This window comes from Klenkia brasiliensis (genome assembly GCF_900100695.1).
Lineage (GTDB): Bacteria > Actinomycetota > Actinomycetes > Mycobacteriales > Geodermatophilaceae > Klenkia > Klenkia brasiliensis.
In genome coordinates this window covers 133880-155859 of the sequence record NZ_FNCF01000007.1, presented here as the reverse complement: position 1 = coordinate 155859, position 21980 = coordinate 133880, and the positions used below count along the sequence as shown (strand labels likewise).

Sequence of the window (21980 nt, the reverse complement as noted above, 5' to 3'; positions counted from 1 at the left end):
CCGACGGCGGTGGACCGCACGCCGGCCCCGGTCAGCCGGCCGGCGTGCAGTCGGGCAGGGCGTCGACGGCGGCCAGCAGGTCGGCCGTCCGGTCGTCGGCGGCCGTGCCCGGGCCGAGCACGAGGGTCACGTGCTCGACCTCGGCGTCCCGGGCCAGCTCCGTGAGCCCGAGCGCGTCGGCGAGCCAAGCGGCCCCGCCGTCGCCGGCCGGCCCCTCGACCGCGGCTCCGCCACCGTCGGCGACGGTCACCGTGCCCGCGGTCAGGCCGGCCGCGGTCAGGTCGGCGACCAGCTCGTCGGCCGCACCCGACCGCCCGGTGCCGTCGAGGACGTCGACGACGGCCGGTGCCCCCTCGCCGGGACAGGCCGGGGTGGGCTCCGGGGTCGGCGACGGCTCCGGTGTCGGGCTCGGGGTCGGCGTCGGGCTCGGGTCCGGACCCGGGGTGGGCTCCGGGGTCGGCGTCGGGCTCGGGGTCGGCGTCGGGCTCGGGGTGGGCTCCGGGCTGGGCGTCGGCGTCGGGCTGGGCGTCGGCGTCGGGCTCGGGGCGGGCTCCGGCGCAGGGGCCGGCTGCGGCGCAGGGGTCGGGTCCGCGACCGGCGCGGGGGGTGCGGCGGGCGGGACCGCAGGCGGTGCCGTCGGCGTCGGGACCTCGGCCACCTCGGTGCCCGCGTACGTCGCCGCCAGGCCCAGGACCGTGTCCACGTAGGTCTGCGACCGGTTGTAGGCGAGCACCGCCCGGGCCTGCCCGGCCGCGTCGGACAGGTCGCCGCCGGCGGTGCAGAGGTAGTCGGCCGCGGCCGTGGCGGCGTCGTGGATGTCGAAGGGGTCGCGCACGCCGTCGCCGTCCCCGTCGGCGGCGTAGCGGGCCCAGGTGCCGGGGATGAACTGCATCGGGCCGACCGCCCGGTCGTGCACCGCGTCGCCGTCGTAGCGGCCGCCGTCGGTGTCGGTGATCGTGGCGACCCCGGGGCCGCCGTCCAGCGGGATGCCGATGATCTTCGGGCTGGACGTGCCGTCGGTCCGCAGCACCGCGCCGCCGAACCGGCCGTGGTTGGACTCCACGCGCCCGATCGCGGCCAGCAGCGGCCACTCGATGCCGCAGTCCTGCGCGGCGGCCGCGGCCCGGTAGGCCTCCAGCGCCGTCGTCGGGATGCCGGACGCGGCCAGCCCCGAGGCCGGGACGCTCGAGGAGCTGGTGGCCGACGGCCGGGGTCCGCCGTCCAGGTCGGGGTCCACCGAGCCGGACCGGTGCGTCGGCGGGGCGTCGTCCGCGCCGACGGGTGCGTCCCCGGCGCCGGTGGCACCCCGCCGGGTCGACGGCACGCCGCCGTCCAGGTCGAGGTCGGGGTCGACCACGCGGGCGGCGGCCAGGGCGAGCTCCTCGTGCCGCGGCTGCGCCGACGTGGCGGCGCCCGGTCCGACGACGGCCGGGAGCGTCGCGACGGCCACGCCACCGAGCACGGCCAGCAGCAACGTCGTACCGGGTCCGCGGCCCATCGTGCCTCCCCCACCGTCCGCCGGCCCGGCCCCCGTCGACCCGACCACTGCCCCCGACCGTAAGCGGAGGCAACGATGTGGTCCAGCCCCCCGACCTGGGGGTCCAGACTGTTCGCGTGCCGTTCCTGACCCGTCCACGCGTGGAGCAGACCGCCAGCGGGCACTGGACGCTGACCTCCCCGCTGGTCTACGCGGGCCGCGCCGAGCAGTGGGTCGTGCCGGCGGGCTTCGAGTCCGACTTCGCCTCGGTGCCCGTCCCGGTGCGGTGGTTGATCCCCGCGGACGGCCCGTGGACGGCGGCCGCGATCGTGCACGACTGGTTCTGCGACGTCGGCATCGCGGCCGGGGTGATCAGCAGCCGGGACGCCGACGGGGTGTTCCGCCGCATGTGCCGTGAGCTCGGGACGCCGGTGCTGCGCCGCTGGGTGATGTGGACCGGTGTCCGGTGGGGCGCGCTGGCGAGCCCGGTGCGCCGTCCCGGGTGGGCCCGCGACGCCCCCGCCGTCCTGCTGCTGTCGGTGGCGGTCAGCCCGCTGGTGCTGCCGGTGTCGGTGGTGGTCGCCGTCGGGCTCGCGGTGGACGCCGTCGTCGACCGGGCGCTGACCCTGGTGCTCCGGCTGGCCGGCCGCCCGGCCGACCCGCCCGGACCGTGGCTGGACGAGCGGGAGGCCGGGCAGGACATCAGGTCGTGATGGGGAGTCCGGTGATGACCTCCCCGCCCCGGCCCGGCGTCGTCACGGGATGAGACGGTCGGCGCGGTAGCGGTCGAACAGCCGCAGGAAGGAGTCCTCGGTGCGCACGTAGCCGGTGAACCCGAGCAGCCGCGACCGGCTCATGTCGGCGACCACCTCGATGTCGCGGCCGAGGTCGGAGTCGGTGTGCCACCACGACGCGACCCGCGACAGGTCCGGCTCCACGAGCCCGTGCTCGGCGACGACCCGCGCCCACACCTCCTCGGCGCCGGCCATCTGCTGCTCCAGCGGCTGGGGCTCACCGGCGAACCCGGCGGGCTCGACGTCGAGCGCGGCGGCCAGGCGCGGCCACATCCAGCGCCACCGGAAGACGTCGCCGTTGACCACGTTGAAGGCCAGGTCGGCGGCGGCCTCGGTGGTCGAGGCCCACACCATGTGGTCGGCGAGCTGGCCGGCGTCGGTCATGTCGACCAGCGAGTTCCACTGCGTCGCGGAGCCGGGGAAGGTGAACGGCCGGCCCTCGGCGCGGCAGATCGCGGCGTACGCGGCCAGCGTCGAGCCCATGTTCATCGCGTTGCCCACGGCGTGGCCGATGACGGTGTGCGAGCGGTGCACGCTCCAGGTGAACCCCTGCTGCGCCGCGGCCTCGAAGAGCGCGTCCTCCTGGGCGTAGTAGAAGTTCTGCACCGGCAGCCGCTCGGCGTCCTCGTGGAACGGGGTGTCGGGCATCTCGCCCTGCGCGTAGGCCTCGAACGGGCCGAGGTAGTGCTTGAGGCCGGTGACCAGCGCGACGTGCCGGACGCTGCGCCCCGGCGCCAGCGCGGCGAGCAGGTCGGCCACCATCGCCCGGTTGACCACGATGTTCTCCGCCTCGGTGTCCTGCCGGGACCAGGCGCAGAAGAAGACGTGGGTGGGCCGCAGCTCGCCGAGCGCCTCGGCCAGGGAGTCCGGCGAGCGCAGGTCGGCGCGGACGTGCCGGGCGCTGGACCCCGGGACGGGGTTGCGCGAGAGGCCGGAGACCTCCCAGCCGCCGGCGGTCAGCTTCTCCACCAGCGCGCTGCCGGTGATGCCGCTCGCGCCGACGACGAGGGCGTGGGCGCCGAGGAAGGGAGGGGTCGGGGTGCTGGTGTCGGTGCTCATCACCACGGGGCAGCACGGCCACGTCCCGACCTGTTCCCGGTGCTGGCCGGGGATGATGGAGACATGGACTACCTGCGCCGCCTCCAGATGGAACGACCGGTCCTGTACTTCATCCTGCTGCTGGTCGGCTTCTTCGTGGTCTTCCAGGTCGTCCTCGCGATCGCCCGTCTCCTGCTGGGGGGCTTCGACCTCCCGAGCTGGGCACCGCTGGCGCTGGTGCTGGCCGTCGCCGTGCTGGTGGCCCGCCGCCAGAACCGGTGAGGCCCCGGCTCGGCCTGGTGCTGCTCGTCGGCGGGCTGGTGCTGGCCGGCTGCGGCAGCCCGGTGACCGGGGCCGTCCAGCCGATCCGCACGCCGGTCGAGGTGTGGCTGGCGCAGACACCGTCGCTCGCCGCGCACCGCGGCGGCAGCGCCGACTGGCCCGAGGGCACCTCCTACGCCTACGACCAGGCGGCGGACTGGTCGCCGACCCTGGCGCTGGAGGCACCCGTCTGGCTCACCGCCGACGGGGTCTGGGTGGTCTGCCACGACGCGACGACGGGTGCGGAGTTCGACGCCGACCTCGACATCGCGACCAGCACGTGGGCGCAGCTGTCGGCGCTGCGGACGGTCGACGGCGACCAGCCGCTGGCCCGGCTGTCCGACGTGCTGGCCGAGCACCCCGACCGCGTGTGGCTGATCGACGACAAGCCCGCCGCCGACCCGGCCGGCCTGCTCGACCTGCTCGACGCCGCCGGCGGACCCGACCGGTTCGTGCTCAAGAGCTACGGCCCGTCGGTCGCGGTGCCGGAGGCCGCGCACCGGCGCGGGTACCTCACCTGGGGCTACTGGTTCGTCGCCGACCTGCCGACGTTCGACGCCGACCAGGAGCGCTACGACCTGCTCGCCCTGCCCTGGGACGGACCGGCGTCGGCCTGGACGGACGCCGTCGGCACGGGCAAGCCGGTGTTCGGCCACGTGGTGGCGACCGCGGCGCAGGCGCAGCAGGCGCTGGCCGAGGGGGCCACCGGGCTGATGGTCTCCGGGGTGACCGAGGTCGTCCCGCGCTGACCCACGCCGGCACCGGCTGCAGCTGAGCCGGGTCATCCGCCCAGCAACCGGTCCAGACCGCCGTCCGCGTCGAGCCGGGCGAGCCACGCCCGGGCACCGGCCGTGTCGGCGAACGCCCCCTCGTCCTGGGCCTCCAGCGCCGCGGCCAGGACCGCGCCGAACCCGGGCCCGGGTGCGCGGCCCAGGGCGACCAGGTCGGCGCCGCGCAGCAGCGGGCGGGACGGCTCGCGGTCCACCCCCGCCGCCTCGGCCAGGGCGAGCCAGGCCAGCGTCGGGTTCGGCCCTGCGCCGGACCCGCGGCCGGCCCGGTCGGCCCCGCACACCAGCGACCACTCGGCCACGGTCGCCGGTGCCAGGCGGCGGGCCAGCCGGCGGACCACCGTGCGCCGTGGAGCACCGGTCGGGCCCGTCGCGACCATGTGCTCGCGCACCAGCGGGACGACGCGCGCCACGAACGCCTCGGGCGCACCCAGCGCGGTGAGCGCCTCGCGGGCGATCTCGGCCCCGGCCTCGGCGTGGCCGTGGGAGGTGATCCGGCCGTCGGCCCGGACCTGGGTGTGGCCGGCCTTGCCGACGTCGTGCAGCAGCGCGGCGAGCACGACCACGGCGCGGTCCTCCCCGGTCAGCCCCGCCTCGTCGGCGAGTGCGGCGGCGGCGTCCCCGGCGAGGCCGGCGTGGGTGAGCACGTCGCCCTCGGGGTGCCAGTGCGGGTCCTGCGGGACGCCGGCGAGGGCGGCGAGCTTCGGCACGTGCGCCAGCCAGCCGGTCGCGGCGAGCGCGGCCAGCGCGGCGGACAGGTGCCGGCCCTCCTCGCCGATGCGCCGCCACTCGCCCCACACCCGCTCCGCCGGCAGACCCGCGGGGGTCAGCGTGCGGCACAGCGCCGCCGTCCCCGGCGCGAACCGGAACCCGTACCGGGCGGCGAAGCGGACCCCGCGCAGCACCCGCAGCGGGTCGTCGGCGAAGGCGGGCCCGGTGTGCCGCAGGACGCCGTCCCGGAGGTCGGCCCGCCCACCGACGACGTCGAGGACCTCGCCGGTCGCGGCGTCGAGCATCAGCGCGTTGACGGTGAAGTCCCGCCGCCGGGCGGCGTCCTCGGGTGCGGTGCCCGGTCCCGCGGTCGGGACGGCGACGTCGACGTCCACGCCGTCCCGGCGCACCTTGAGGACGGCGAAGGCGCGGCCCACCTCGTCGACCCGGCCGACCCCGCGCAGCGCGGCGGCGACCTCGGCCAGCGCCAGCCCGAACACCTCGACGTCGACGTCGCCCGCCGGGACGCCGAGCAACCGGTCACGGACGCAGCCCCCCACCAGGTAGGGCCGCCCTCCGGCGCGGGTGACGGCGGCCAGGACGGTGTCGGCGAAACCGGCTGCCGGGAGGGTGGTCATGGTGGGAGTGTGGCCGTCGTGTCCGCACCGTTCCCGTCGAAGGTGGTGCTCGGCGACCGGTCGCTGCCGCCCGGCTACGACCACCCGCACGCCTCCGAGCAGGCCCGCCGCATCGCCGAGGAGGGCACCATCCTGCGGGTCCAGGTCGGGTCGGGGGTGCACGGGACGTCGATCTCCGGGCAGGACGACCGGGACGAGATGGGCATCTGCCTCGAGCCGCCGGAGTTCGTGACCGGGGTGGCCCGGGTGGGTGGCGGCATCCCGTTCGAGCAGTACCAGCGGCACACCGTGTGGGACCGGCCGGGCGGCCTGGCGAACCGGTCGGGCGCCGGGGACCTGGACGTCGTCGTCTACTCGGCGCGCAAGTGGGCGCGGCTGGCGCTGGCCGGCAACCCCACGGTGCTCCTGCTGCTCTTCGTGCCCGACGCCGAGGTGGTGCACCGCGACGAGGCGGGGGCCGAGCTGGTCGACAACGCGCACCGGTTCGTCTCGCGGCTGGCCGCCGACAGGTTCCTCGGCTACCTGGCCGGCCAGCGCGCGGCGATGACCGGCGAGGCCGGCGCCCACACCAACCGGCCCGAGCTGGTGGCCGTGCACGGCTACGACACCAAGTACGCGATGCACGCGCTGCGGCTGGGCGTGCAGGGGGTCGAGCTGCTGAGCACCGGGCGGATCTCCCTGCCCGTGCCCGAACCCGACCGCTCGTACCTGCGCGCGGTCCGTGCCGGCGAGGTGCCGCTGCCCGAGGTCGTGGCCGCGGTCGACGACGCCGAGCGCCGCCTGGTCGAGCTGCGGGACAGCGCCACCGTGCCCGACGAGCCCGACCACGCCTGGGTGGACGGGTGGCTGCACCGCAGTTACCTGGCCTCCTGGGCCCGCCGCTGAGGGCACCCGGCGGCCGCGGTCAGCCGGCCAGCTGGGTCCAGGCGACGGCGCCGGCGACGAGCAGCGCGAGGGACACCGCGTACGCGGTCGCCCACTGGAACCCGCGCACCCGTGCGCCCCGGTCGGGCACCAGGTCGCGCAGCTCGAGCACCGGCGCCGGGGAACGGCGGTACCAGCCCCGGACGACGACGTCGGTGTCCATCAGCTCGGGCACCCGCAGCAGGCCGAAGACGCTGCGGGCGAAGGGCCAGGGCTGCTGGTAGAGCACGGGGACGAAGCCGGAGTCGTCCTGCACGACGAGGTCGGGGCTGAGCACGTAGCCGGGCACGCCCCGCCCGATGACCCGCCCGCGCACCTCGACCGGCAGCCCCGAGACGGGGCCGACGTCGAGCCGGGTGAGCAGCTGGGCGACGCGGGCCACGGGGACGTGCCGCCACAGCGGCCGGGTCAGCGCCGTCCGGGCGAGCAGGGCGGCACCGCCGACCGTCGCGGCCTGCGCGAGGAGCAGCCAGTCGTGCCGGCCCCACGCGACCAGCCCGACCAGCAGGGCGATGAAGGGCAGGTAGCGGACGGGCAGCTCGAACCAGAACCGGCGGCGCGCGCGGGTCAGCTCGGGGCCGTCGCACGAGTCGGCGACCGCCCGCGCGCTCCACCCCTGCGGCGCACCGGGCAGGCCGCTGTCCTCCAGCGCGGCGATGCGGGTGACCACCAGGGGGTGCGTGCTCAGCAGCTGCAGGAAGCGGGCCCACGGGTTGCACGCGTCCCACCGCAGCGCGCCCATCACCTCCGCCGGGTCCAGCCCCCGCTCGCGCGCCGCGAGGATGGTGGTGCTCTGGCCGTGGTCGGCGATGCCGAGCACCGCGATCGACCGGGTGCGCTGGTGCCGCCGCTCCTCCTTGGCCAGGGCCTTCTGCGCGTCCTTGTCCTTGGTCCGGGTCGCCTCGGCCGCGCGGGAGGCCCGGTCGGCGTCGACCTGTCCCATCCCGTAGCCGATCGCGACCAGCGCCGAGCACAACGCGTCGCCGTCCCCGGTGACCTGGCAGCTGTACCGGTCGGCGCCCAGCTCCCGGGCCCGGCCCAGCGACAGCAGCACGAGCTGCGAGAGCAGGTAGCCGACGAAGCCGACCACGGCCGGGATGGCGTTGTTGGCGTTCCGGTCGCTGCGGAAGAACAGGAACAGGTAGTACAGGATGATCGGCACGGTGCTGGCGATGGCCATGACCAGCACGTCGTTCTGCTTGACGTGGCCCACCTCGTGGCTGACCACCGCGTCCAGCTCGCGCTCGTCGAGCCGCTCCAGCAGGCCGCGGGTGAGGTAGATGCGGGCGTTGCCGCGGGTGTGCCCGAACGTGAAGGCGTTGGGCGTCCGGTCGTCGACGATGCCCAGCCGCACCGGGCGGACGCCGGCCTCCCTGCACCGCCGCACCACCAGCTCCCCGACGGGGTGCAGCGTGTCGTACCGGTCGCCCAGCCACTCGACCCGCCGGGCCGGGATCAACCACTGCACGAGGTAGGGCGCGAGCGCGTACTGGGCCGACACGACGAGGACGGCGAGCACGACCGGCGCCCACAGCGGGGCGCCGAACCAGACCAGGACCCCGCCCCCGGCGGCGAGCAGGGCGGCCAGCACCCCGAGGGGGACTGCGGATCGGCGGAGCACGTACCCGGTCATGGCGCACCCTGTGTCGCTCGTCGGTGGGTCCCCCCGCGACCGGTGGACCGACCGCGCAGCCGAATGGTCACCGGAACGGGCCCGGTCCGCAAGAGCAACCGCGACGGCACCCCATCGCATGGTTGCGCGACGGAACCGCAGGTCAGCGCCGCGCCCGGGGTGCACGGCCGATCGGGTCCCGGCGCCCCCGGGGGATGGCTCGGCCCGGTGGTCCTGGGACCAGCAGGTCCTGGCAGGCGGGCCCGCCACCGAGCAGCGTCGACGGCAGACCCCGGCCCGCGTCACCCGGCTGCGCCCCCGCGGCTGAGCTGCCGCGGCCTCCCCGCGCCGGTAACCTCTGCACCGGTGCGCCGGGAAGTCTGGTCGGCAACTCCTCGACCGACCCCTGCACCCGGAGCCGCCCCGTGACCTCGCCCGCCCGCCTGTTCGCCCGCGGCACGTACGACGAGGCGACCCGCATCGCGGCGCTGCTGCGCAAGGAGACCGTCGGCGGCGTCCTGCTCATCGCCGGCGCGGTCGCCGCCCTGGTCTGGGCGAACACCCCGTGGGCGTCGGCCTACGAGGGCCTGCGCGACACCGTCGTCGGGCCCGCGTCCCTGCACCTGGACCTGTCACTGGGCACCTGGGCCGCCGACGGCCTGCTGGCGATCTTCTTCTTCGTCGCCGGCCTGGAGCTCAAGCGCGAGTTCGTCGCCGGCGACCTGCGCGACCCCCGCAAGGCCGCGCTGCCCATCGCCGCGGCGGTGGGCGGCATGGCGGTGCCGGCGCTGATCTTCACGGTCGTCAACCTGCGCAGCGACGGCGGGCTGGCCGGCTGGGCCATCCCGACCGCGACCGACATCGCCTTCGCCCTGGCCGTGCTGGCGGTCATCAGCACGCACCTGCCGGCCGCGCTGCGCACCTTCCTGCTGACCCTGGCCATCGTGGACGACCTGCTGGCCATCACGGTCATCGCGGTCTTCTACACCTCCGCGCTGTCCTTCGGCCCGCTCGCGCTGTCGTTGATCCCGCTGGCGCTGTTCGGCCTCGCGGTGCAGCGGCGGATCCGGTCGTGGTGGGTCCTGCTGCCGCTGGCCGCCGTCACCTGGGTGCTGGTGCACGAGTCCGGGGTGCACGCCACGGTGGCCGGCGTCCTGCTGGCCTCCACCGTCCCCGTCGCGCGGCGCGCCCCCGGTGCGGGCCCCGGGCTGGCCGAGCACTTCGAGCACCGCATCCGGCCGATCTCGGCGGGCATCGCCGTCCCCGTCTTCGCGTTCTTCTCCGCCGGGGTCACCGTCGGCGGCCTGTCCGGGCTGGGCGCCTCGCTGACCGACACCGTCGCCATCGGCATCGTGGTGGGCCTGGTGGCCGGCAAGGCGATCGGCATCACCGGCGCGACCTGGCTGGTCAGCCGGACCACCCGCGCGCGGCTGGACACCGACCTGCGCTGGCCCGACGTGGTGGGGCTGTCCCTGCTGGCCGGCATCGGGTTCACCGTCTCGCTGCTCATCGGCGAGCTCGCGTTCGGGGCCGGGTCGCTGCGCGACGAGCACGTCAAGGTCGGCGTCCTCACCGGCACCCTGCTCGCCGCGCTGCTGGCCACCGCCGTGCTCAAGCCCCGCGACCGCCTGTACCGCCGCATCGCCGAGGCCGAGGCCCGCGACGACGACGGCGACGGCATCCCCGACGTCCACCAGCAGCACGGCCGCTGACCGTTCCAGCGGACCCACGGTTGCCGGGCCGGTCAGCGGGCACCTGACCTGCACCGACGAGCCGACACCCAGGAGAGACCTGTGCCGACCCGCCCGCTGACCCGAGACCGCGGCCAGCTGCCCATCGAGGACCACGGCCTGATCGGGGACGGCGCCACGTGCGCGCTCGTCGCCCGGGACGGCTCCATCCCCTGGCTGTGCCTGCCCGACTTCGACTCCCCGCCCTTCCTCGCCGGGCTGCTCGACCACGAGCGGGGTGGCTCCTTCGACCTGGAGCTGACCGGGCTGCAGTCGGCCGACCAGCGCTACCTCGACGACACCGGGGTGCTGCTGACCGAGCTGCACGGCCCCGACGGCGTCGTGGAGGTGACCGACTGCCTCACCCTCCGCGCGGGCGCCGACCTCACCGAGCTGGTCCCGGCCGGCCGGTCGGAGCTGCTGCGGCTGGCCCGGGTGGTCACCGGCCGGGCCGAGCTGACCGTGCGGCTGCGCCCGAAGGACGACGTCGAGGTCCGCGAGGAGGGCGGCGGCTGGGCGCTCACCTGGCCGGCCCGCCCGGACCTGCGGCTCACCCTGTGGTCCTCCCACCCCCTGGCGGTCGGCGCCGACGGCGTCCTGGGCGGCACGGTCACCCTGCGCGCCGGCGACCCGCTGACCGTGGCGCTGCACTGGTCGGGCAACACCCGGCTGCAGGACCGGCAGGACCCCGACGCCCTGGTGCACCAGACGGCGGCGGCCTGGCGGGCCTGGGCGGCGCGCATCCGCTACGAGGGCCCGCAGCGCCGGCTGGTCCGCCGCTCGGCGCTGACCCTCAAGCTGCTCGACCACGCCGCGACCGGCGCGATCATGGCCGCGGCCACCTCCTCGCTGCCCGAGGAGGTGGGCGGGGTGCGCAACTGGGACTACCGCTACACCTGGGTGCGCGACGCCGCGTTCAGCGTCTACGCGCTGCGCCGCATCGGGCTGACCACCGAGGCCGACTCCTTCCTGGCCTGGACGCTCACCAACGCCGAGCGCGACGGCGGCCCGAAGATCATGTACGCCCTCGACGGCGGGCAGCCGCCCGAGGAGCAGGAGGACCCGGTGCTGCGCGGGTGGCGCGGCTCGGCGCCGGTCCGCTGGGGCAACGGCGCGGCGGGGCAGACCCAGCACGACGTGTACGGCGAGCTGATGGACGTCGCCCACCAGTGGGCCTCGGACGGCGGCTCGGTCGACGACCACCTCTGGACGGCGCTCTCCGCGCTGGCCGAGCAGGCCATCGAGCAGTGGCGCACCCCCGACCAGGGCATCTGGGAGATCCGCGGCGCCGGCCGGCCGTTCACCTACTCGGTGGCGATGTGCCAGGTCGCCGTCGACCGCGCGCTGCGCATCGCCGACCGCTGCGGCCTGGACCACCCCCGGGAGCGCTGGCGGGCCGCGGCCGACGAGATGCGGGCCGCCGTCCTCGAGCGGTCGTGGGACGAGGAGCGCGGCACCTTCACCGAGCACCTGGCCGAGGACGGCGAGCGCAACGACGGCGGGCTCGACGGGTCGCTGCTCGCCCTCCCGCTGCGCGGCGTCGTCCCCTTCGACGACCCGCGCATGGTCGCCACCGTCGAGCAGGTCCGCGAGCACCTGGACGCCGGCGACGGCCTGATGTACCGGTACCTGCACACCGAGTCCGACGACGGACTGCCGGGTGAGGAGGGCGCGTTCCTGCTCTGCAGCTTCTGGCTGGTGGACAACCTGACCGGGCAGGGCCGGCTGGACGAGGCGGAGGCCCTCTTCGACTCGCTGTGCGCCCGCGCCACCCCGCTCGGGCTGCTCAGCGAGGAGATCGACCCCCGGGACGGGTCGTTCCTCGGCAACTTCCCGCAGGCGTTCAGCCACCTCGGCGTCGTCGCATCGGGCTGGAAGCTGGCGCAGGCCCGCGCGGCCCGGGCGCGCCGGGGCTGACGGACGGCAGGTCAACGGGTCCCGCGGTGGGAGCACCCGTTGTGGTGATGCGGGACGGGCGCCGCCGGAAGTGCTTCAGGCGGCGCCCCGCCCTGGGTCGAGCGCCTGGGGCCGGTGCAGGGGTAGTCCCCAGCCGCACCCCCGCTCAGCTCCGGCAGGGCGAGGGCAGCGAGGGCACGAGCAGACCCTCCCGCTCGGCCCGCACCGCGGCCAGCGTCCGGGTGGAGGCGTCGAGCTTGACCAGGACGTGCTCGAGGTGGGCCGCCACCGTGCGGGGCGCGACCACCAGCGCCCGGGCGATCTCCTGGTTGGTGCAGCCGTCGACCAGCAGACCGAGCACCTCGAGCTCCCGGGGCGTCAGCCCGCGCAGGTCACCCGCCGGGGACAGCACGACGGCGCCGAGCACGCCGGCCGGCGCCGCGTCCGGGCAGCTCAGCACGGTCACCCGGGTGTGGCCGTTCGGGGCGTGCGCCCCGCCCCGGGGCCACAGGAAGGTCGCGAACACCAGCCCCTCCTCCATCCGGGAGCGGGCGACGTCGAGGACCGGCGACAGCGGGGCCAGCAGGTCGTCCTCCCCGAGACCGGGCAGCGGGCTCGTACCCCGGCGGTGCAGCACCGCCCCGGCGGTCGCGCCGCGGACCAGCCGGACGGCGGAGGTCACCGAGCGCTGGGGCTGTGCCTGGCGTCGCCCGTCCCCGACCAGCGACAGGCGCAGCGCCTGCAGGTAGCCGGCCGGGCGGAAGCACTCCGCCCAGGTCTGCAGCTCGGGCGCCCGTCCGCACGACGGACGGGCGGGGTCGGCGATCCCGACCGGGTGAGCGCTCGGTGGCGCCATGGGCTCTCCAGGGCCAGGGCGGGACACCGACGCCCAGTCTGGACGTGGCCGCCGCCGGGCCGCTGCCACCTGTCTAACGGATCCCGGCGCCGGCGTCCTGTCGAGGGACCTGCCGAGCCCGGATGGGCAGGTCTGCCGATACCCCGCTCCGCGGTCCCGGCGTCGGATGGAGGGGCGCCCGGCGCCCGGCGTCCGGTGGACGTACGCAGCGACCAGGGATCGGCAACGGACGAGGAGGCACCATGAAGGCAGTCGTCTACAAGGGACCGCGCGAGGTCGGCGTGGAGGACGTCCCGGACGCCCGGGTCGAGCGGTCCACCGACGTGCTGGTGCGGGTCACCACGACCAACATCTGCGGCTCGGACCTGCACATGTACGAGGGCCGCACCGACTTCGAGACCGGTCGCTGGTTCGGCCACGAGAACATGGGCGAGGTCATCGAGGTCGGGGACGGTGTCGACAAGGTGCAGGTCGGGGACCGCGTCGTCCTGCCGTTCAACGTGGCCTGCGGGCACTGCAAGAACTGCGAGCGGGGGCTGACCAACTACTGCCTCACCGCCCAGCCCGACCCGCACATGGCCGGCGCCGCCTACGGGTTCGCCGACATGGGCCCCTGGGCCGGCGGCCAGGCCGAGCTGCTGCGGGTGCCCTGGGGCGACTTCAACTGCCTGCGGCTGGGCGAGGACGCCGACGAGCGCGCCGCCGACTACGTGATGCTGGCCGACATCTTCCCGACCGGCTACCACGCCACCGAGATGGCCGGGGTCTCCCCCGGCGACCAGACGGTCATCTACGGGGCCGGCCCGGTCGGGCTGATGGCCGCGCTCTCGGCGACCATCCGCGGCGCCAGCAAGGTGATGGTCGTCGACCGCCACCCCGACCGGCTGCGGCTGGCGGAGTCCATCGGCGCCATCGCCATCGACGACTCGCAGGTGGACCCGGTCGAGGCCGTGCTGGAGCAGACGCTGGGGCTGGGCGCGGACAACGGCTGCGAGTGCGTGGGCTACCAGGCGCACGACCCGTCGGGCGACGAGCAGCCCAACGCCACGATGAACAAGCTGGTGCAGTCGGTGCGGTTCACCGGGAGGATCGGCTGCGTCGGCGTCTTCGTCCCCCAGGACCCGGGGGCGTCGGACGAGCTCGCCCGCAACGGCCAGATCGCCTTCGACCAGGGCCTGTTCTGGTTCAAGGGCCAACACCTCGGCAGCGGCCAGGCGCCGGTGAAGAAGTACAACCGGCAGCTGCGCGACCTCATCGCCGCCGGCAAGGCCGAGCCATCGTTCATCGTCAGCCACCAGCTCTCGCTGGACGAGGCCCCCGAGGCCTACCAGCACTTCGACGCCCGCGACGAGGGCTGGACCAAGGTGGTCCTCAAGCCGGCGGGGGTCTGAGGTGGCCACCGACACGCTGACCTACCTGGCGGGTGCCGTGGTGGGCCGGGTCCGGTCGCTGGTGGACCCGACGGGCAGCGCGTCCGCCACGGCGGGGCGGACGGCAGCCGGGTGGCTGGCCGTCACGGTGCTGCGCGACCCCGGCGATGTCGACCTGGCGTCGCTGCCCGCCCCGCTGGCCGAGTTCGGCCACCGCATCGAGGTGCGGGCCGACCCCGCCCCGGCCGGCAAGGGCACCGAGCTGCGGGCCCGGCTGCGCGACCGCCGCCCGCCGGGCCCTGCCCCCGCCCGGCTCGCCGGGGCCGACCCCGAGGCCGACCTGCGGTCGGCGCTGCGCCGGGCCAAGCAGCTGCTCGAGGTGGGCGCGGTGCTCACCGTCGACCCCGTCCCGCACGGACGGCGGACGGCGACCCCCGGCGGCGCGCTGCTGGAGGCGTGGACCCGGGGCGCGGCCGGGGCAGGTGTGCGATGAGGGCGATCACCTGGCGGGGGGTCAACGAGATCGGGGTCGAGGACGTGCCGGACCCCACCATCCTCGACCCGGGCGACATCGTCCTGGAGGTGGGGCTGAGCGTGACCTGCGGCTCGGACCTGCACCTCATGGGCGGCTACATCCCGGCCATGCGGGCCGGGGACGTGCTGGGCCACGAGTTCATGGGCACCGTCGCCGAGGTGGGCCCCGCCGTGACCCGGCACCGGGTGGGCGACCGCGTGGTGGTGGTGTCCTTCATCGGCTGCGGGCAGTGCTGGTACTGCCGGCAGGGGCTGTGGTCGCTGTGCGACAACGGCAACCCCAACCCGGGCATGACCGAGGCGCTGTGGGGCCAGTCGATCGGCGGCTGCTTCGGCTACTCGCACGCCCTCGGCGGGTACGCCGGCAGCCACGCCCGCTACATCCGGGTGCCCCACGCCGACCACGGTGCCTTCACCATCCCCGACGGGGTCAGCGACGAGCGCGCGCTGTTCGCCTCGGACGCGGCACCCACCGGGTGGACCGGGGCGGACCAGGCGGGGGTGCAGGCCGGGGACGTCGTCGCGGTGTGGGGCGCCGGCGGGGTGGGCCAGATGGCGGCCCGCAAGGCGATGCTGATGGGCGCCGAGCGGGTGGTGGTCGTCGACCGCCTCGACAACCGCCTCGAGCAGGTGCGCACCCACATCGGGGCCGAGACGCTGGACTACGAGCAGGTCGACGTCCTGGCCGAGCTGCGGGAGATGACCGGCGGGCGCGGGCCCGACGTGTGCATCGAGGCGGTCGGGATGGAGGCCCACGGCACCGGCGTGCAGCACGTCTACGACCAGGTCAAGCAGCAGCTGCGGCTGCAGAGCGACCGGCCGACGGCGGTGCGGGAGGCGATCCACGCCTGCCGCAAGGGCGGCACCGTGTTCACCCTCGGGGTCTTCGGCGGCCTGGTGGACAAGTTCCCGCTGGGCGCGGTGATGAACAAGGCGCTCACCCTGCGCGGGGCCCAGCAGCACGGCCAGCGCTACGTCCCCGAGATCCTGGACCTGATGGACTCCGGCGAGGTGCGCACCGAGCACCTGGCCACCCACGTGATGTCGCTGGAGCAGGGCCCCGAGGGGTACCGGATGTTCAAGGAGAAGGAGGACGGCTGCGTCCGCGCCGTCTTCAAGCCGGCGGGTTGAGGGAGGTGGAGGACCCCCCGCGGCGCGGCGCGGACCGCGACCGCCGCGGGGAGGTCCGTGCCCCGTACGCGGTGGCCACCGTGGTCGCGGCGGCGGCGTACGCGGCCCTGCCCGACGACCTGCTGCTCGCGCCGCGGTTCGCCGTCCCCGCCGTCGAGGCACTCCTGCTGGTCGCGCTGCTGGTGGTCAACCCGTGGCGGATGGACCGCGAGACCGTCTGGTCGCGCCGCGCCGCGCTCGCGCTGGTCGCGGTCATCGCCGCGACCAACCTCGCCGCGCTCGGGCTGACCGTCACGGCCCTGGTGCGCGGCACCCCGGCCGCCTCCGACTCGGGGACGCTGCTCACCGCGGCCCTGCAGATCTGGGTGACCGGCGTGCTGGCCTTCGCCCTGGCCTACGCCCAGCTGGACCGCGGCGGGCCGGTGTCGCGTCGCCGGCGGCGCCGGGACGACCTGCCCCCGGCGGACTGGCGCTTCTCCCAGGACGAGGACCACGACGCCGTCCGCGAGGTGGCCCGGGGCTCCAGCGTGGAGGCCGACTGGGTCCCGTCCTTCCCCGACTACCTGTACCTGTCCCTCACCAACTCCAGTGCCTTCTCCCCCGCCGACACCATGCCCCTGACCACCCGCGCGAAGGTCCTCATGGGCATCCAGGCCTCCGCGGCCCTGCTCACCACCCTCGTCGTCATCTCGGCCGCCGTCGGCCAGCTGGGCGGGTGACCGCATGAGCGTGCGGGTGGGCCTGGTGGGCGCCGGCGCGGTCGGCGCCCGGCACGCCCGGGTGCTGGCCGGGTTCGCCGACGTGGAGCTGCTGGGCATCGCCGACCCCGTGCCGGGGGCGGCCCGCGCTCTCGCCGACAGCACCGGGGCGCCGGTCGTGCCCGTGGCCGAGCTGCTGGCGGCCCGCCCGGACGGCGTCTGGCTGTGCGTGCCGCCCTTCGCCCACGGCGAGCTGGAGGTGCAGGTCGTGGCGGCCGAGGTGCCCTTCTTCACGGAGAAGCCGCTGGCCGCCGACCTGGCGACCGCGGTGCAGGTCGCCGCCCTGGTCGCGGCGTCCGGCCTGCCCACCGCGACCGGGTACCACTGGCGGCACCTGGACACCGTGGCCGCGGCCCGGGCCGAGCTGGCCGGCCGGGTGCCCCGGTTGGTGGCGGCGCGCTGGTGGGGCGGCACGCCGCCGCCGGCGTGGTGGCGGGACCCTGCCCGGTCGGGGGGCCAACTGGTCGAGCAGGCCACCCACGTGCTGGACCTGGTGCGGGTGCTGGCCGGGGAGGTCGACGAGGTCGTCGGCGCCGCCGCGGCGTCCACGCACGACGACCGCGGCGTGCCCGACGCCACCGCGGCCGTCCTGCGGATGGCCTCGGGCGCGGTGGGGTCGGTGAGCACCTCGTGCGTGCTGCCCGGGCCCACCGCCGCCGGTCTCGACGTCGTCGCCGACGACCTGGTCGTGCAGCTCACCGAGACCTCGCTGTCGGTGCGCGACCGGGGACGCGACGAGCAGCGCACGCCCGCCGTCGACCCCCGGGTGGCCGTCGACCGCGCGTTCGTCGACGTCCTCGCCGGCGGCGTCCCGGCGGCCGGGCTGGTCGACGTCGCCGAGGCGCTGCGCACCCACCGGCTGGCCTGGGCGCTGGCCGAGGCCACCCGGACCGGCTCGACGGTGCGGGTCGCCCGGTGATCCGCACGCTGGTGGTGCCCCGCGCCGGCGAGCTGGCGTTCGAGGACACCGAGGAACCGGCGCTGGCCGAGGGCCGGTTCCGGGCCGAGACGGCGTGGACGGGGCTGTCGGCGGGCACCGAGCTCACCTGGTACCGCGGCACCAGCCCCTACCTCACCACCGGCTGGGACGCTGACCTCGGGCTCTTCGACCCCGGCGGACCGGTGCAGTCCTTCCCGGTCCGCCGGCTGGGCTACATGGAGGTCGCCCGCGTCACCGACACCCGGACGCCGGCCGTGGCACCCGGCGACCTGGTCGCGATGGCGTACGGGCACGCCACCGTCGTCCACGGCGACCCGCTGGCCCAGGCGGTCGTCCCGCTGCCGGCCGGCCTGGACGCCGTGCTCGGGGTGTACGTCGCGCACCTGGGCCCCATCTGCGTGAACGGCCTGCTGCACGCCGCGGCCGACGTCGGCGGCCGGGACCTCGCCGACGGCGTCCGGGGGCGTCTGGTCGTGGTCACCGGCGGCGGCCCGGTCGGGCTGCTGGTCGGGCTGCTGGCCCAGGTGCACGGTGCCGCCGAGGTGGTCGTGGTGGACCCGACACCGGCCCGGCGGTCGGCCGCGCGGGCGCTGGGCCTGCAGGCCGCCGACGACGTACCGGACCTGGCCCGGGAGCTGAAGACCCGGTGGCGGCACGGCCCGGCCGACCGCGGCGCCGACGTGGTGTTCCAGTGCCGGGGCACCGCGGCGGCGCTGGCCACCGCCCTGCGCTGCCTGCGCCCGCAGGGCACGGTGGTCGACCTGGCGTTCTACACCGGCGGCGCCGGTGAGGTGCGGCTGGGCGAGGAGTTCCACCACAACGGGCTCGCGGTGGTCTGCGCCCAGATCGGTCGGGTGCCCCGCGGGCTGGCGCACCTGTGGGACCGGCGGCGGCTGGCCGTCGAGACCCTGGCGCTGCTCGCCGGGCACGGCACGCTGGTGCGCGAGGTGCTGGTCACCGACGTGCTGCCGCTGGCCGAGGCCCCGCGGGTCGTCGCCGAGCTCAGCGAGCGGCGGCGGCACGCCCTGACCGTGGTGTTCGCGGGCCCGGCAGGGTGAGGGGGCGGGTCTGCTCGGGTGCCCGCCCGAGCACGCGCCGGTAGACCGCCTCGTAGGCGGCGGCCATCACGGCCGGCGCGAACCGCTCCCGCGCCACCGCTGCGCAGTCGGCGGGGTCGACCTCGTCGACGCGGCGCAGCCCGTCGGTGAAGCCGTCCAGGTCGGTGGCCAGGAACCCGGTGCGGCCGTGGTCGACCAGGGTGGGCAGGCAGCCGCGCGCCATCGCGACCACCGGTGTGCCGACGGTGAGGGCCTCGCAGACCGCCGTCCCGCCGGGTTCCTCCCACGCGACCGGGAACAGCGCGGCGCGCGCCGTGGCGAGCAGCTCGGCCTTCGCGCGGCCCGAGACGCTGCCCACCCACCGCACCCGCTCCCCGTCCAGGTGGGGCTGCACGTGCTCGAGGAACCAGGCGACGTCGGCGCCCAGCGGGGCCCGGTCGTCGGCGAGGGCGGCCTGCAGGGAGGCCACGTCCGGGTGGGGTCCCACCGGGCCGGCCAGGACCAGCGGGACGCCGGCCCGCGCGCAGGCCGCGATGGCCGTGGGCGCGCCCTTGGCGGGGGTCAGCCGGGCCAGCAGCACCGCGTGCGCGCCCCGGGCGCCGCGCGGCAGGGGCGGGGCGGTGGCCGGCGGGACGGCCAGCGGCACGTGCCCGAGCGCCTGGCGGCGCAACAGGTCGGGACCGCGCTCCAGCTGGCTGGCCGAGACACCCACGTAGCCGACCCGGCCGCCGCCGTCGAAGGTGGCGTAGAAGTCCGCGTTGCGGGCCAGGTCCCAGTGCAGGGTGTGCACCACCGGCGGGGCGCTGACCCCCAGGGCGCCCAGGACGGCCGGGCCGACGACCTCGAGGTGGGTGTGCACGAGGTCGAACGGCGCCCCCGCCGCGGCGTGCCGGGCCAGGGTGTCCAGGACGAGCCGGGCGTGCGCGTGGGCGACCCCGACGACCTCGGGGTAGGGACCGGCCAGCCGGTGGAACTGACCGGTGGCGAAGGCGGAGACCCGCTCGGCGGCCGGCTGCGCGGACTCCCCCACCGTGGCCAGGACGACCTCGTGCCCGCGGTCGCACAGCTCGCCGGTCAGGGTGGCCACCACGTTCTCCAGGCCCCCGTAGCCGACCGGGGGGACGGCCAGCCAGGGGCCGGCGTCCATGAGCACCTTCACCGGTCCGCCTCGGCCGGCACCCGTCGGACGTGCGCCATGGGCGGCCGTTCGTGCACGCCGACGTCCCACCCGACGACGTCGACGGTGCTGTCGGTGCGCACGAACTGCAGCAGCCGGGTGGCCGGCACCGGTGCGCCGCCGGGCAACCGGGCCAGCGCCGTCTGCAGGATCTGGCCGGCCATCCGTCCCAGGGCCGCGTCGCCCTGGTGGGTGTGCCGGCGGGTGCCGAGGTCGACCTGGGCCAGGGTCTGCACGCCGGCCAGCCGGGTCAGGTCGACGAGCAGGCCGAACTCCACGCCGTAGCCGGAGACGAAGGGCACCTGCTCGAGCAGGTGCCGCCGGCCGGCGTACTCCCCGCCCAGCGGCTGGATCACCCCGGCCAGCTCCGGCCAGAGGGCGTTGAGCAGCGGCCGGGCCAGCAGCTCGGTGACCCGGCCGCCGCCGGTCGGGACCAGGCCCTCGGTGGTCGCGAGGGGACGGTCGTAGACGCCCTTGACGTAGCCCACGGTCGGGTCGGTGAGCAGCGGCCCGAGCAGACCCGGGACGTAGCCGGGGTCGACGTCGACGAGGTCGGCGTCCATGAACACCAGCAGGTCGCCGGAGGTGACGGCCAGCGACTTCCACAGCGCCTCCCCCTTGCCGCCCCCGGGCAGCCGGCCCAGGTGGGGCAGCACCGCGTCGACGGCGACGACCCGGGCGCCGGCGGCCGCGGCGACCGCGGCGGTGTCGTCGACGGAGTCGCTGTCCACGACGACGACCTCGTCGACCAGGGGCACCTCCTCCTGCCAGGCCCGCCGCAGGGTGGTCACGATCGTGCCGACGGTGTCCGCCTCGTCCCGGGCCGGCAGCACGACGCTGACGGTCAGGCCCTGCCGGCGCTTCTCGGCCAGCAGCGTGGCGGGGTCGTGGTCCCCGACGGCGCCGGTGCGCCGGGCGAGGAGGGCGGCGGCGTCGGTGTGCACGGCTCCTCCTGCGGTCGGCCGGTCACTGCCCCTGCTGGCCGAGGTTGGTCACCAGGTTGACGGCCACGGCGATCACCACCGTGCCGAACAGGTAGGACAGCAGGGAGTGCGCGAGGGCGACCTTGCGGACGGGCGTCGCCGTGAACTGCGTGTCGGGGACGGCGAAGCTCATGCCGACGGTGAACGCCAGGTAGGCGAAGTCGCTGTAGGCCGGGGGTTCCCGCTGGCCGAAGTCGATGCCGCCGTCGGCGCCCTCGTAGTGGTGGCGGGCGTACTTGAGGGCGAAGACGGTGTTCACCAGCGCCCAGGACAGCATCACGACGAGCACGCCGAGGACGACGACCGCGACCCCCACCGCGTCGGGCGACCCGGACCGCACCAGCGCCTCGGCGACGGCGCCGAGGCTGACCACGGCGGCGACCAGGACGGCGGTGTCGGTGGCCCGGGTCCGCCCCTCCTCCTCGGCCAGCCGCCGGGTGCCGTCGGCGTCGCGCGGCCAGCTGACCCGCCAGACCCAGGTGAGCAGGCCGCCGGCCGCGACGGTCCAGCCGGCGAGCACCGCGAGCTCGGGCAGCCCGGCGACCCCCAGCGCACCGCCCACCACGACGCCGGCCGCGAGGCTGACCAGGATGCGGCGCCAGGACAGGATCTGGGCGTCGGTGTCCGGGGCGGCGGTGGCGGTGGGCCCGCGGTGCCCCCCGCTCACCGGCCGGCCGCGGGCCGGGCGAACTCCTGCACGATGCGGGCGCAGAACGCGGGGAGGTCGTCCGGCGAGCGGCTGGTGGTCAGGTTGCCGTCGGTGACGACCTCCTCGTCGACCACCTCGGCGCCGGCGTTGCGCAGGTCGGTGCGCACGCTGGGCCACGACGTCAGCCGCCGACCGGTGACCACGCCGGCCTCGGCGAGGGTCCACGGACCGTGGCAGATGGAGGCCACCGGCTTGCCCGACCGGACGAAGTCCCCGGCGAAGCGGACGGCGTCGGCCTCCACCCGGAGCTTGTCCGGGTTCACCGTGCCGCCGGGCAGCAGCAGGGCGTCGTAGTCCCCGACCAAGGCGTCCCCCACCAGCCCGTCCACGCCGAACGTGCCGGCGTCGGCCAGGTCGTGGTCGCGCGCCTGGATCTCGCCGCTCGCGATCGACAGGACCTCGGTGCGGGCACCGGCGTCCTCCAGGGCCTGTCGGGGCTGCTCCAGCTCGACCCGCTCCACCCCGTCCGCCGCCAGGATCGCGACCCGTCGTCCCTTCAGCTCACCGGCCACGTCGGCCACCTCCGCACTCTTGC

At 76.1% G+C, this 21980-nt stretch carries 21 protein-coding genes; 12 read left to right on the top strand and 9 right to left on the bottom strand.

The genetic code is table 11. The annotated features are described in order from the left end of the window. Window positions 1-31: 31 nt before the first annotated feature. Window positions 32-1498, bottom strand: a complete 1467-nt coding sequence (locus tag BLT39_RS22600; protein WP_165640340.1) for a lytic murein transglycosylase — start codon at window positions 1496-1498, stop codon at window positions 32-34. Between the two features lie 116 nt (window positions 1499-1614). Here BLT39_RS22600 and BLT39_RS19495 point away from each other — a divergent pair, with 116 nt between their 5' ends. Beyond that, on the top strand, window positions 1615-2190 hold the full coding sequence (locus BLT39_RS19495) for a DUF1353 domain-containing protein (protein ID WP_091067948.1): 576 nt from the start codon (window positions 1615-1617) through the stop codon (window positions 2188-2190). 42 nt (window positions 2191-2232) lie between these two features. Here the strand turns inward: BLT39_RS19495 and BLT39_RS19490 are convergent, their stop codons facing one another. Continuing rightward, window positions 2233-3330, bottom strand: coding sequence for an SDR family oxidoreductase (locus BLT39_RS19490; RefSeq protein WP_091068138.1), 1098 nt, complete (start codon window positions 3328-3330; stop codon window positions 2233-2235). A gap of 63 nt (window positions 3331-3393) precedes the next feature. On the opposite strand from BLT39_RS19490, the gene BLT39_RS19485 reads away from it, so the two are divergent. Further along, the gene (locus tag BLT39_RS19485) at window positions 3394-3591 is read left to right on the top strand and encodes a hypothetical protein (RefSeq protein WP_091067945.1); all 198 of its coding nucleotides are present in this window, start codon (window positions 3394-3396) and stop codon (window positions 3589-3591) included. Beyond that, window positions 3588-4379 carry a glycerophosphodiester phosphodiesterase family protein gene (locus BLT39_RS19480; protein ID WP_091067942.1) on the top strand — a complete coding sequence of 264 codons (792 nt, stop codon included), beginning with the start codon at window positions 3588-3590 and terminating at the stop codon, window positions 4377-4379. Before BLT39_RS19485 ends, BLT39_RS19480 begins: the two co-directional genes overlap by 4 nt. A 32-nt stretch (window positions 4380-4411) precedes the next feature. Here the strand turns inward: BLT39_RS19480 and BLT39_RS19475 are convergent, their stop codons facing one another. Then, entirely contained in the window at window positions 4412-5767 is a 1356-nt protein-coding gene (locus tag BLT39_RS19475; protein WP_091067939.1) for a CCA tRNA nucleotidyltransferase, read from the bottom strand. 18 nt (window positions 5768-5785) lie between these two features. Between BLT39_RS19475 and BLT39_RS19470 the strand changes: the two genes are divergently transcribed. Next, window positions 5786-6652: a nucleotidyltransferase domain-containing protein gene (locus tag BLT39_RS19470; RefSeq protein ID WP_207508187.1), complete on the top strand. Its 867-nt coding sequence runs from the start codon at window positions 5786-5788 to the stop codon at window positions 6650-6652. A gap of 19 nt (window positions 6653-6671) precedes the next feature. Here BLT39_RS19470 and BLT39_RS19465 read toward each other — a convergent pair whose 3' ends face one another. Then, window positions 6672-8324, bottom strand: coding sequence for a M48 family metalloprotease (locus BLT39_RS19465; protein WP_165640339.1), 1653 nt, complete (start codon window positions 8322-8324; stop codon window positions 6672-6674). Window positions 8325-8728: 404 nt separating this feature from the next. Here BLT39_RS19465 and nhaA point away from each other — a divergent pair, with 404 nt between their 5' ends. Beyond that, window positions 8729-10015 carry a Na+/H+ antiporter NhaA gene (gene nhaA, locus BLT39_RS19460; protein WP_091067932.1) on the top strand — a complete coding sequence of 429 codons (1287 nt, stop codon included), beginning with the start codon at window positions 8729-8731 and terminating at the stop codon, window positions 10013-10015. Window positions 10016-10096: 81 nt separating this feature from the next. Beyond that, window positions 10097-11950, top strand: a complete 1854-nt coding sequence (locus tag BLT39_RS19455) for a glycoside hydrolase family 15 protein (RefSeq protein ID WP_091067929.1) — start codon at window positions 10097-10099, stop codon at window positions 11948-11950. A gap of 145 nt (window positions 11951-12095) precedes the next feature. Here BLT39_RS19455 and BLT39_RS19450 read toward each other — a convergent pair whose 3' ends face one another. Continuing rightward, on the bottom strand, window positions 12096-12785 hold the full coding sequence (locus tag BLT39_RS19450) for a helix-turn-helix transcriptional regulator (protein WP_091067925.1): 690 nt from the start codon (window positions 12783-12785) through the stop codon (window positions 12096-12098). Window positions 12786-13027: 242 nt separating this feature from the next. Between BLT39_RS19450 and BLT39_RS19445 the strand changes: the two genes are divergently transcribed. The 6 genes from BLT39_RS19445 to BLT39_RS19420 are packed head-to-tail and all read left to right on the top strand — an operon-like array spanning window position 13028 to window position 18576. Beyond that, window positions 13028-14176: a glutathione-independent formaldehyde dehydrogenase gene (locus BLT39_RS19445; RefSeq protein ID WP_091067922.1), complete on the top strand. Its 1149-nt coding sequence runs from the start codon at window positions 13028-13030 to the stop codon at window positions 14174-14176. Between the two features lies 1 nt (window position 14177). Continuing rightward, window positions 14178-14648, top strand: a complete 471-nt coding sequence (locus tag BLT39_RS19440; protein ID WP_091067919.1) for an SRPBCC family protein — start codon at window positions 14178-14180, stop codon at window positions 14646-14648. Continuing rightward, window positions 14645-15820 (top strand): zinc-dependent alcohol dehydrogenase, encoded by a 1176-nt coding sequence (locus tag BLT39_RS19435; RefSeq protein ID WP_091067917.1) that lies wholly within the window; start codon window positions 14645-14647, stop codon window positions 15818-15820. The genes BLT39_RS19440 and BLT39_RS19435 overlap by 4 nt, the downstream gene beginning before the upstream one ends. Window positions 15821-15825: 5 nt before the next feature. Further along, window positions 15826-16539, top strand: coding sequence for a hypothetical protein (locus tag BLT39_RS19430; protein WP_091067914.1), 714 nt, complete (start codon window positions 15826-15828; stop codon window positions 16537-16539). A gap of 4 nt (window positions 16540-16543) precedes the next feature. Next, window positions 16544-17497: a Gfo/Idh/MocA family protein gene (locus BLT39_RS19425; protein ID WP_091067911.1), complete on the top strand. Its 954-nt coding sequence runs from the start codon at window positions 16544-16546 to the stop codon at window positions 17495-17497. Further along, window positions 17494-18576: a zinc-dependent alcohol dehydrogenase gene (locus BLT39_RS19420; RefSeq protein ID WP_091067907.1), complete on the top strand. Its 1083-nt coding sequence runs from the start codon at window positions 17494-17496 to the stop codon at window positions 18574-18576. Before BLT39_RS19425 ends, BLT39_RS19420 begins: the two co-directional genes overlap by 4 nt. On the opposite strand, the gene BLT39_RS19415 is transcribed toward BLT39_RS19420, so the two are convergent. From BLT39_RS19415 to BLT39_RS19400, 4 genes are read right to left on the bottom strand one after another with little or no spacing between them, the layout of a single operon-like run. Beyond that, window positions 18521-19723: a glycosyltransferase gene (locus BLT39_RS19415; RefSeq protein WP_091068131.1), complete on the bottom strand. Its 1203-nt coding sequence runs from the start codon at window positions 19721-19723 to the stop codon at window positions 18521-18523. The genes BLT39_RS19420 and BLT39_RS19415 overlap by 56 nt on opposite strands. An 8-nt stretch (window positions 19724-19731) precedes the next feature. Then, window positions 19732-20697 (bottom strand): glucosyl-3-phosphoglycerate synthase, encoded by a 966-nt coding sequence (locus BLT39_RS19410; protein ID WP_091067904.1) that lies wholly within the window; start codon window positions 20695-20697, stop codon window positions 19732-19734. 22 nt (window positions 20698-20719) lie between these two features. Further along, the gene (locus tag BLT39_RS19405; RefSeq protein WP_207508183.1) at window positions 20720-21403 is read right to left on the bottom strand and encodes a DUF1345 domain-containing protein; all 684 of its coding nucleotides are present in this window, start codon (window positions 21401-21403) and stop codon (window positions 20720-20722) included. Continuing rightward, window positions 21400-21957, bottom strand: coding sequence for a type 1 glutamine amidotransferase domain-containing protein (locus BLT39_RS19400; RefSeq protein WP_091068126.1), 558 nt, complete (start codon window positions 21955-21957; stop codon window positions 21400-21402). Before BLT39_RS19400 ends, BLT39_RS19405 begins: the two co-directional genes overlap by 4 nt. Window positions 21958-21980: the final 23 nt, after the last annotated feature.

Excerpts from the sequence above, each read along its gene's own strand:
- BLT39_RS22600 (WP_165640340.1), bottom strand. The coding sequence starts at position 1,498 with ATGGGCCGCGGACCCGGTACGACGTTGCTGCTGGCCGTGCTCGGTGGC.
- BLT39_RS19490 (WP_091068138.1), bottom strand. The coding sequence starts at position 3,330 with ATGAGCACCGACACCAGCACCCCGACCCCTCCCTTCCTCGGCGCCCAC.
- BLT39_RS19485 (WP_091067945.1), top strand. The coding sequence starts at position 3,394 with ATGGACTACCTGCGCCGCCTCCAGATGGAACGACCGGTCCTGTACTTC.
- BLT39_RS19475 (WP_091067939.1), bottom strand. The coding sequence starts at position 5,767 with ATGACCACCCTCCCGGCAGCCGGTTTCGCCGACACCGTCCTGGCCGCC.
- BLT39_RS19465 (WP_165640339.1), bottom strand. The coding sequence starts at position 8,324 with ATGACCGGGTACGTGCTCCGCCGATCCGCAGTCCCCCTCGGGGTGCTG.
- BLT39_RS19450 (WP_091067925.1), bottom strand. The coding sequence starts at position 12,785 with ATGGCGCCACCGAGCGCTCACCCGGTCGGGATCGCCGACCCCGCCCGT.
- BLT39_RS19445 (WP_091067922.1), top strand. The coding sequence starts at position 13,028 with ATGAAGGCAGTCGTCTACAAGGGACCGCGCGAGGTCGGCGTGGAGGAC.
- BLT39_RS19435 (WP_091067917.1), top strand. The coding sequence starts at position 14,645 with ATGAGGGCGATCACCTGGCGGGGGGTCAACGAGATCGGGGTCGAGGAC.
- BLT39_RS19425 (WP_091067911.1), top strand. The coding sequence starts at position 16,544 with ATGAGCGTGCGGGTGGGCCTGGTGGGCGCCGGCGCGGTCGGCGCCCGG.
- BLT39_RS19415 (WP_091068131.1), bottom strand. The coding sequence starts at position 19,723 with ATGGACGCCGGCCCCTGGCTGGCCGTCCCCCCGGTCGGCTACGGGGGC.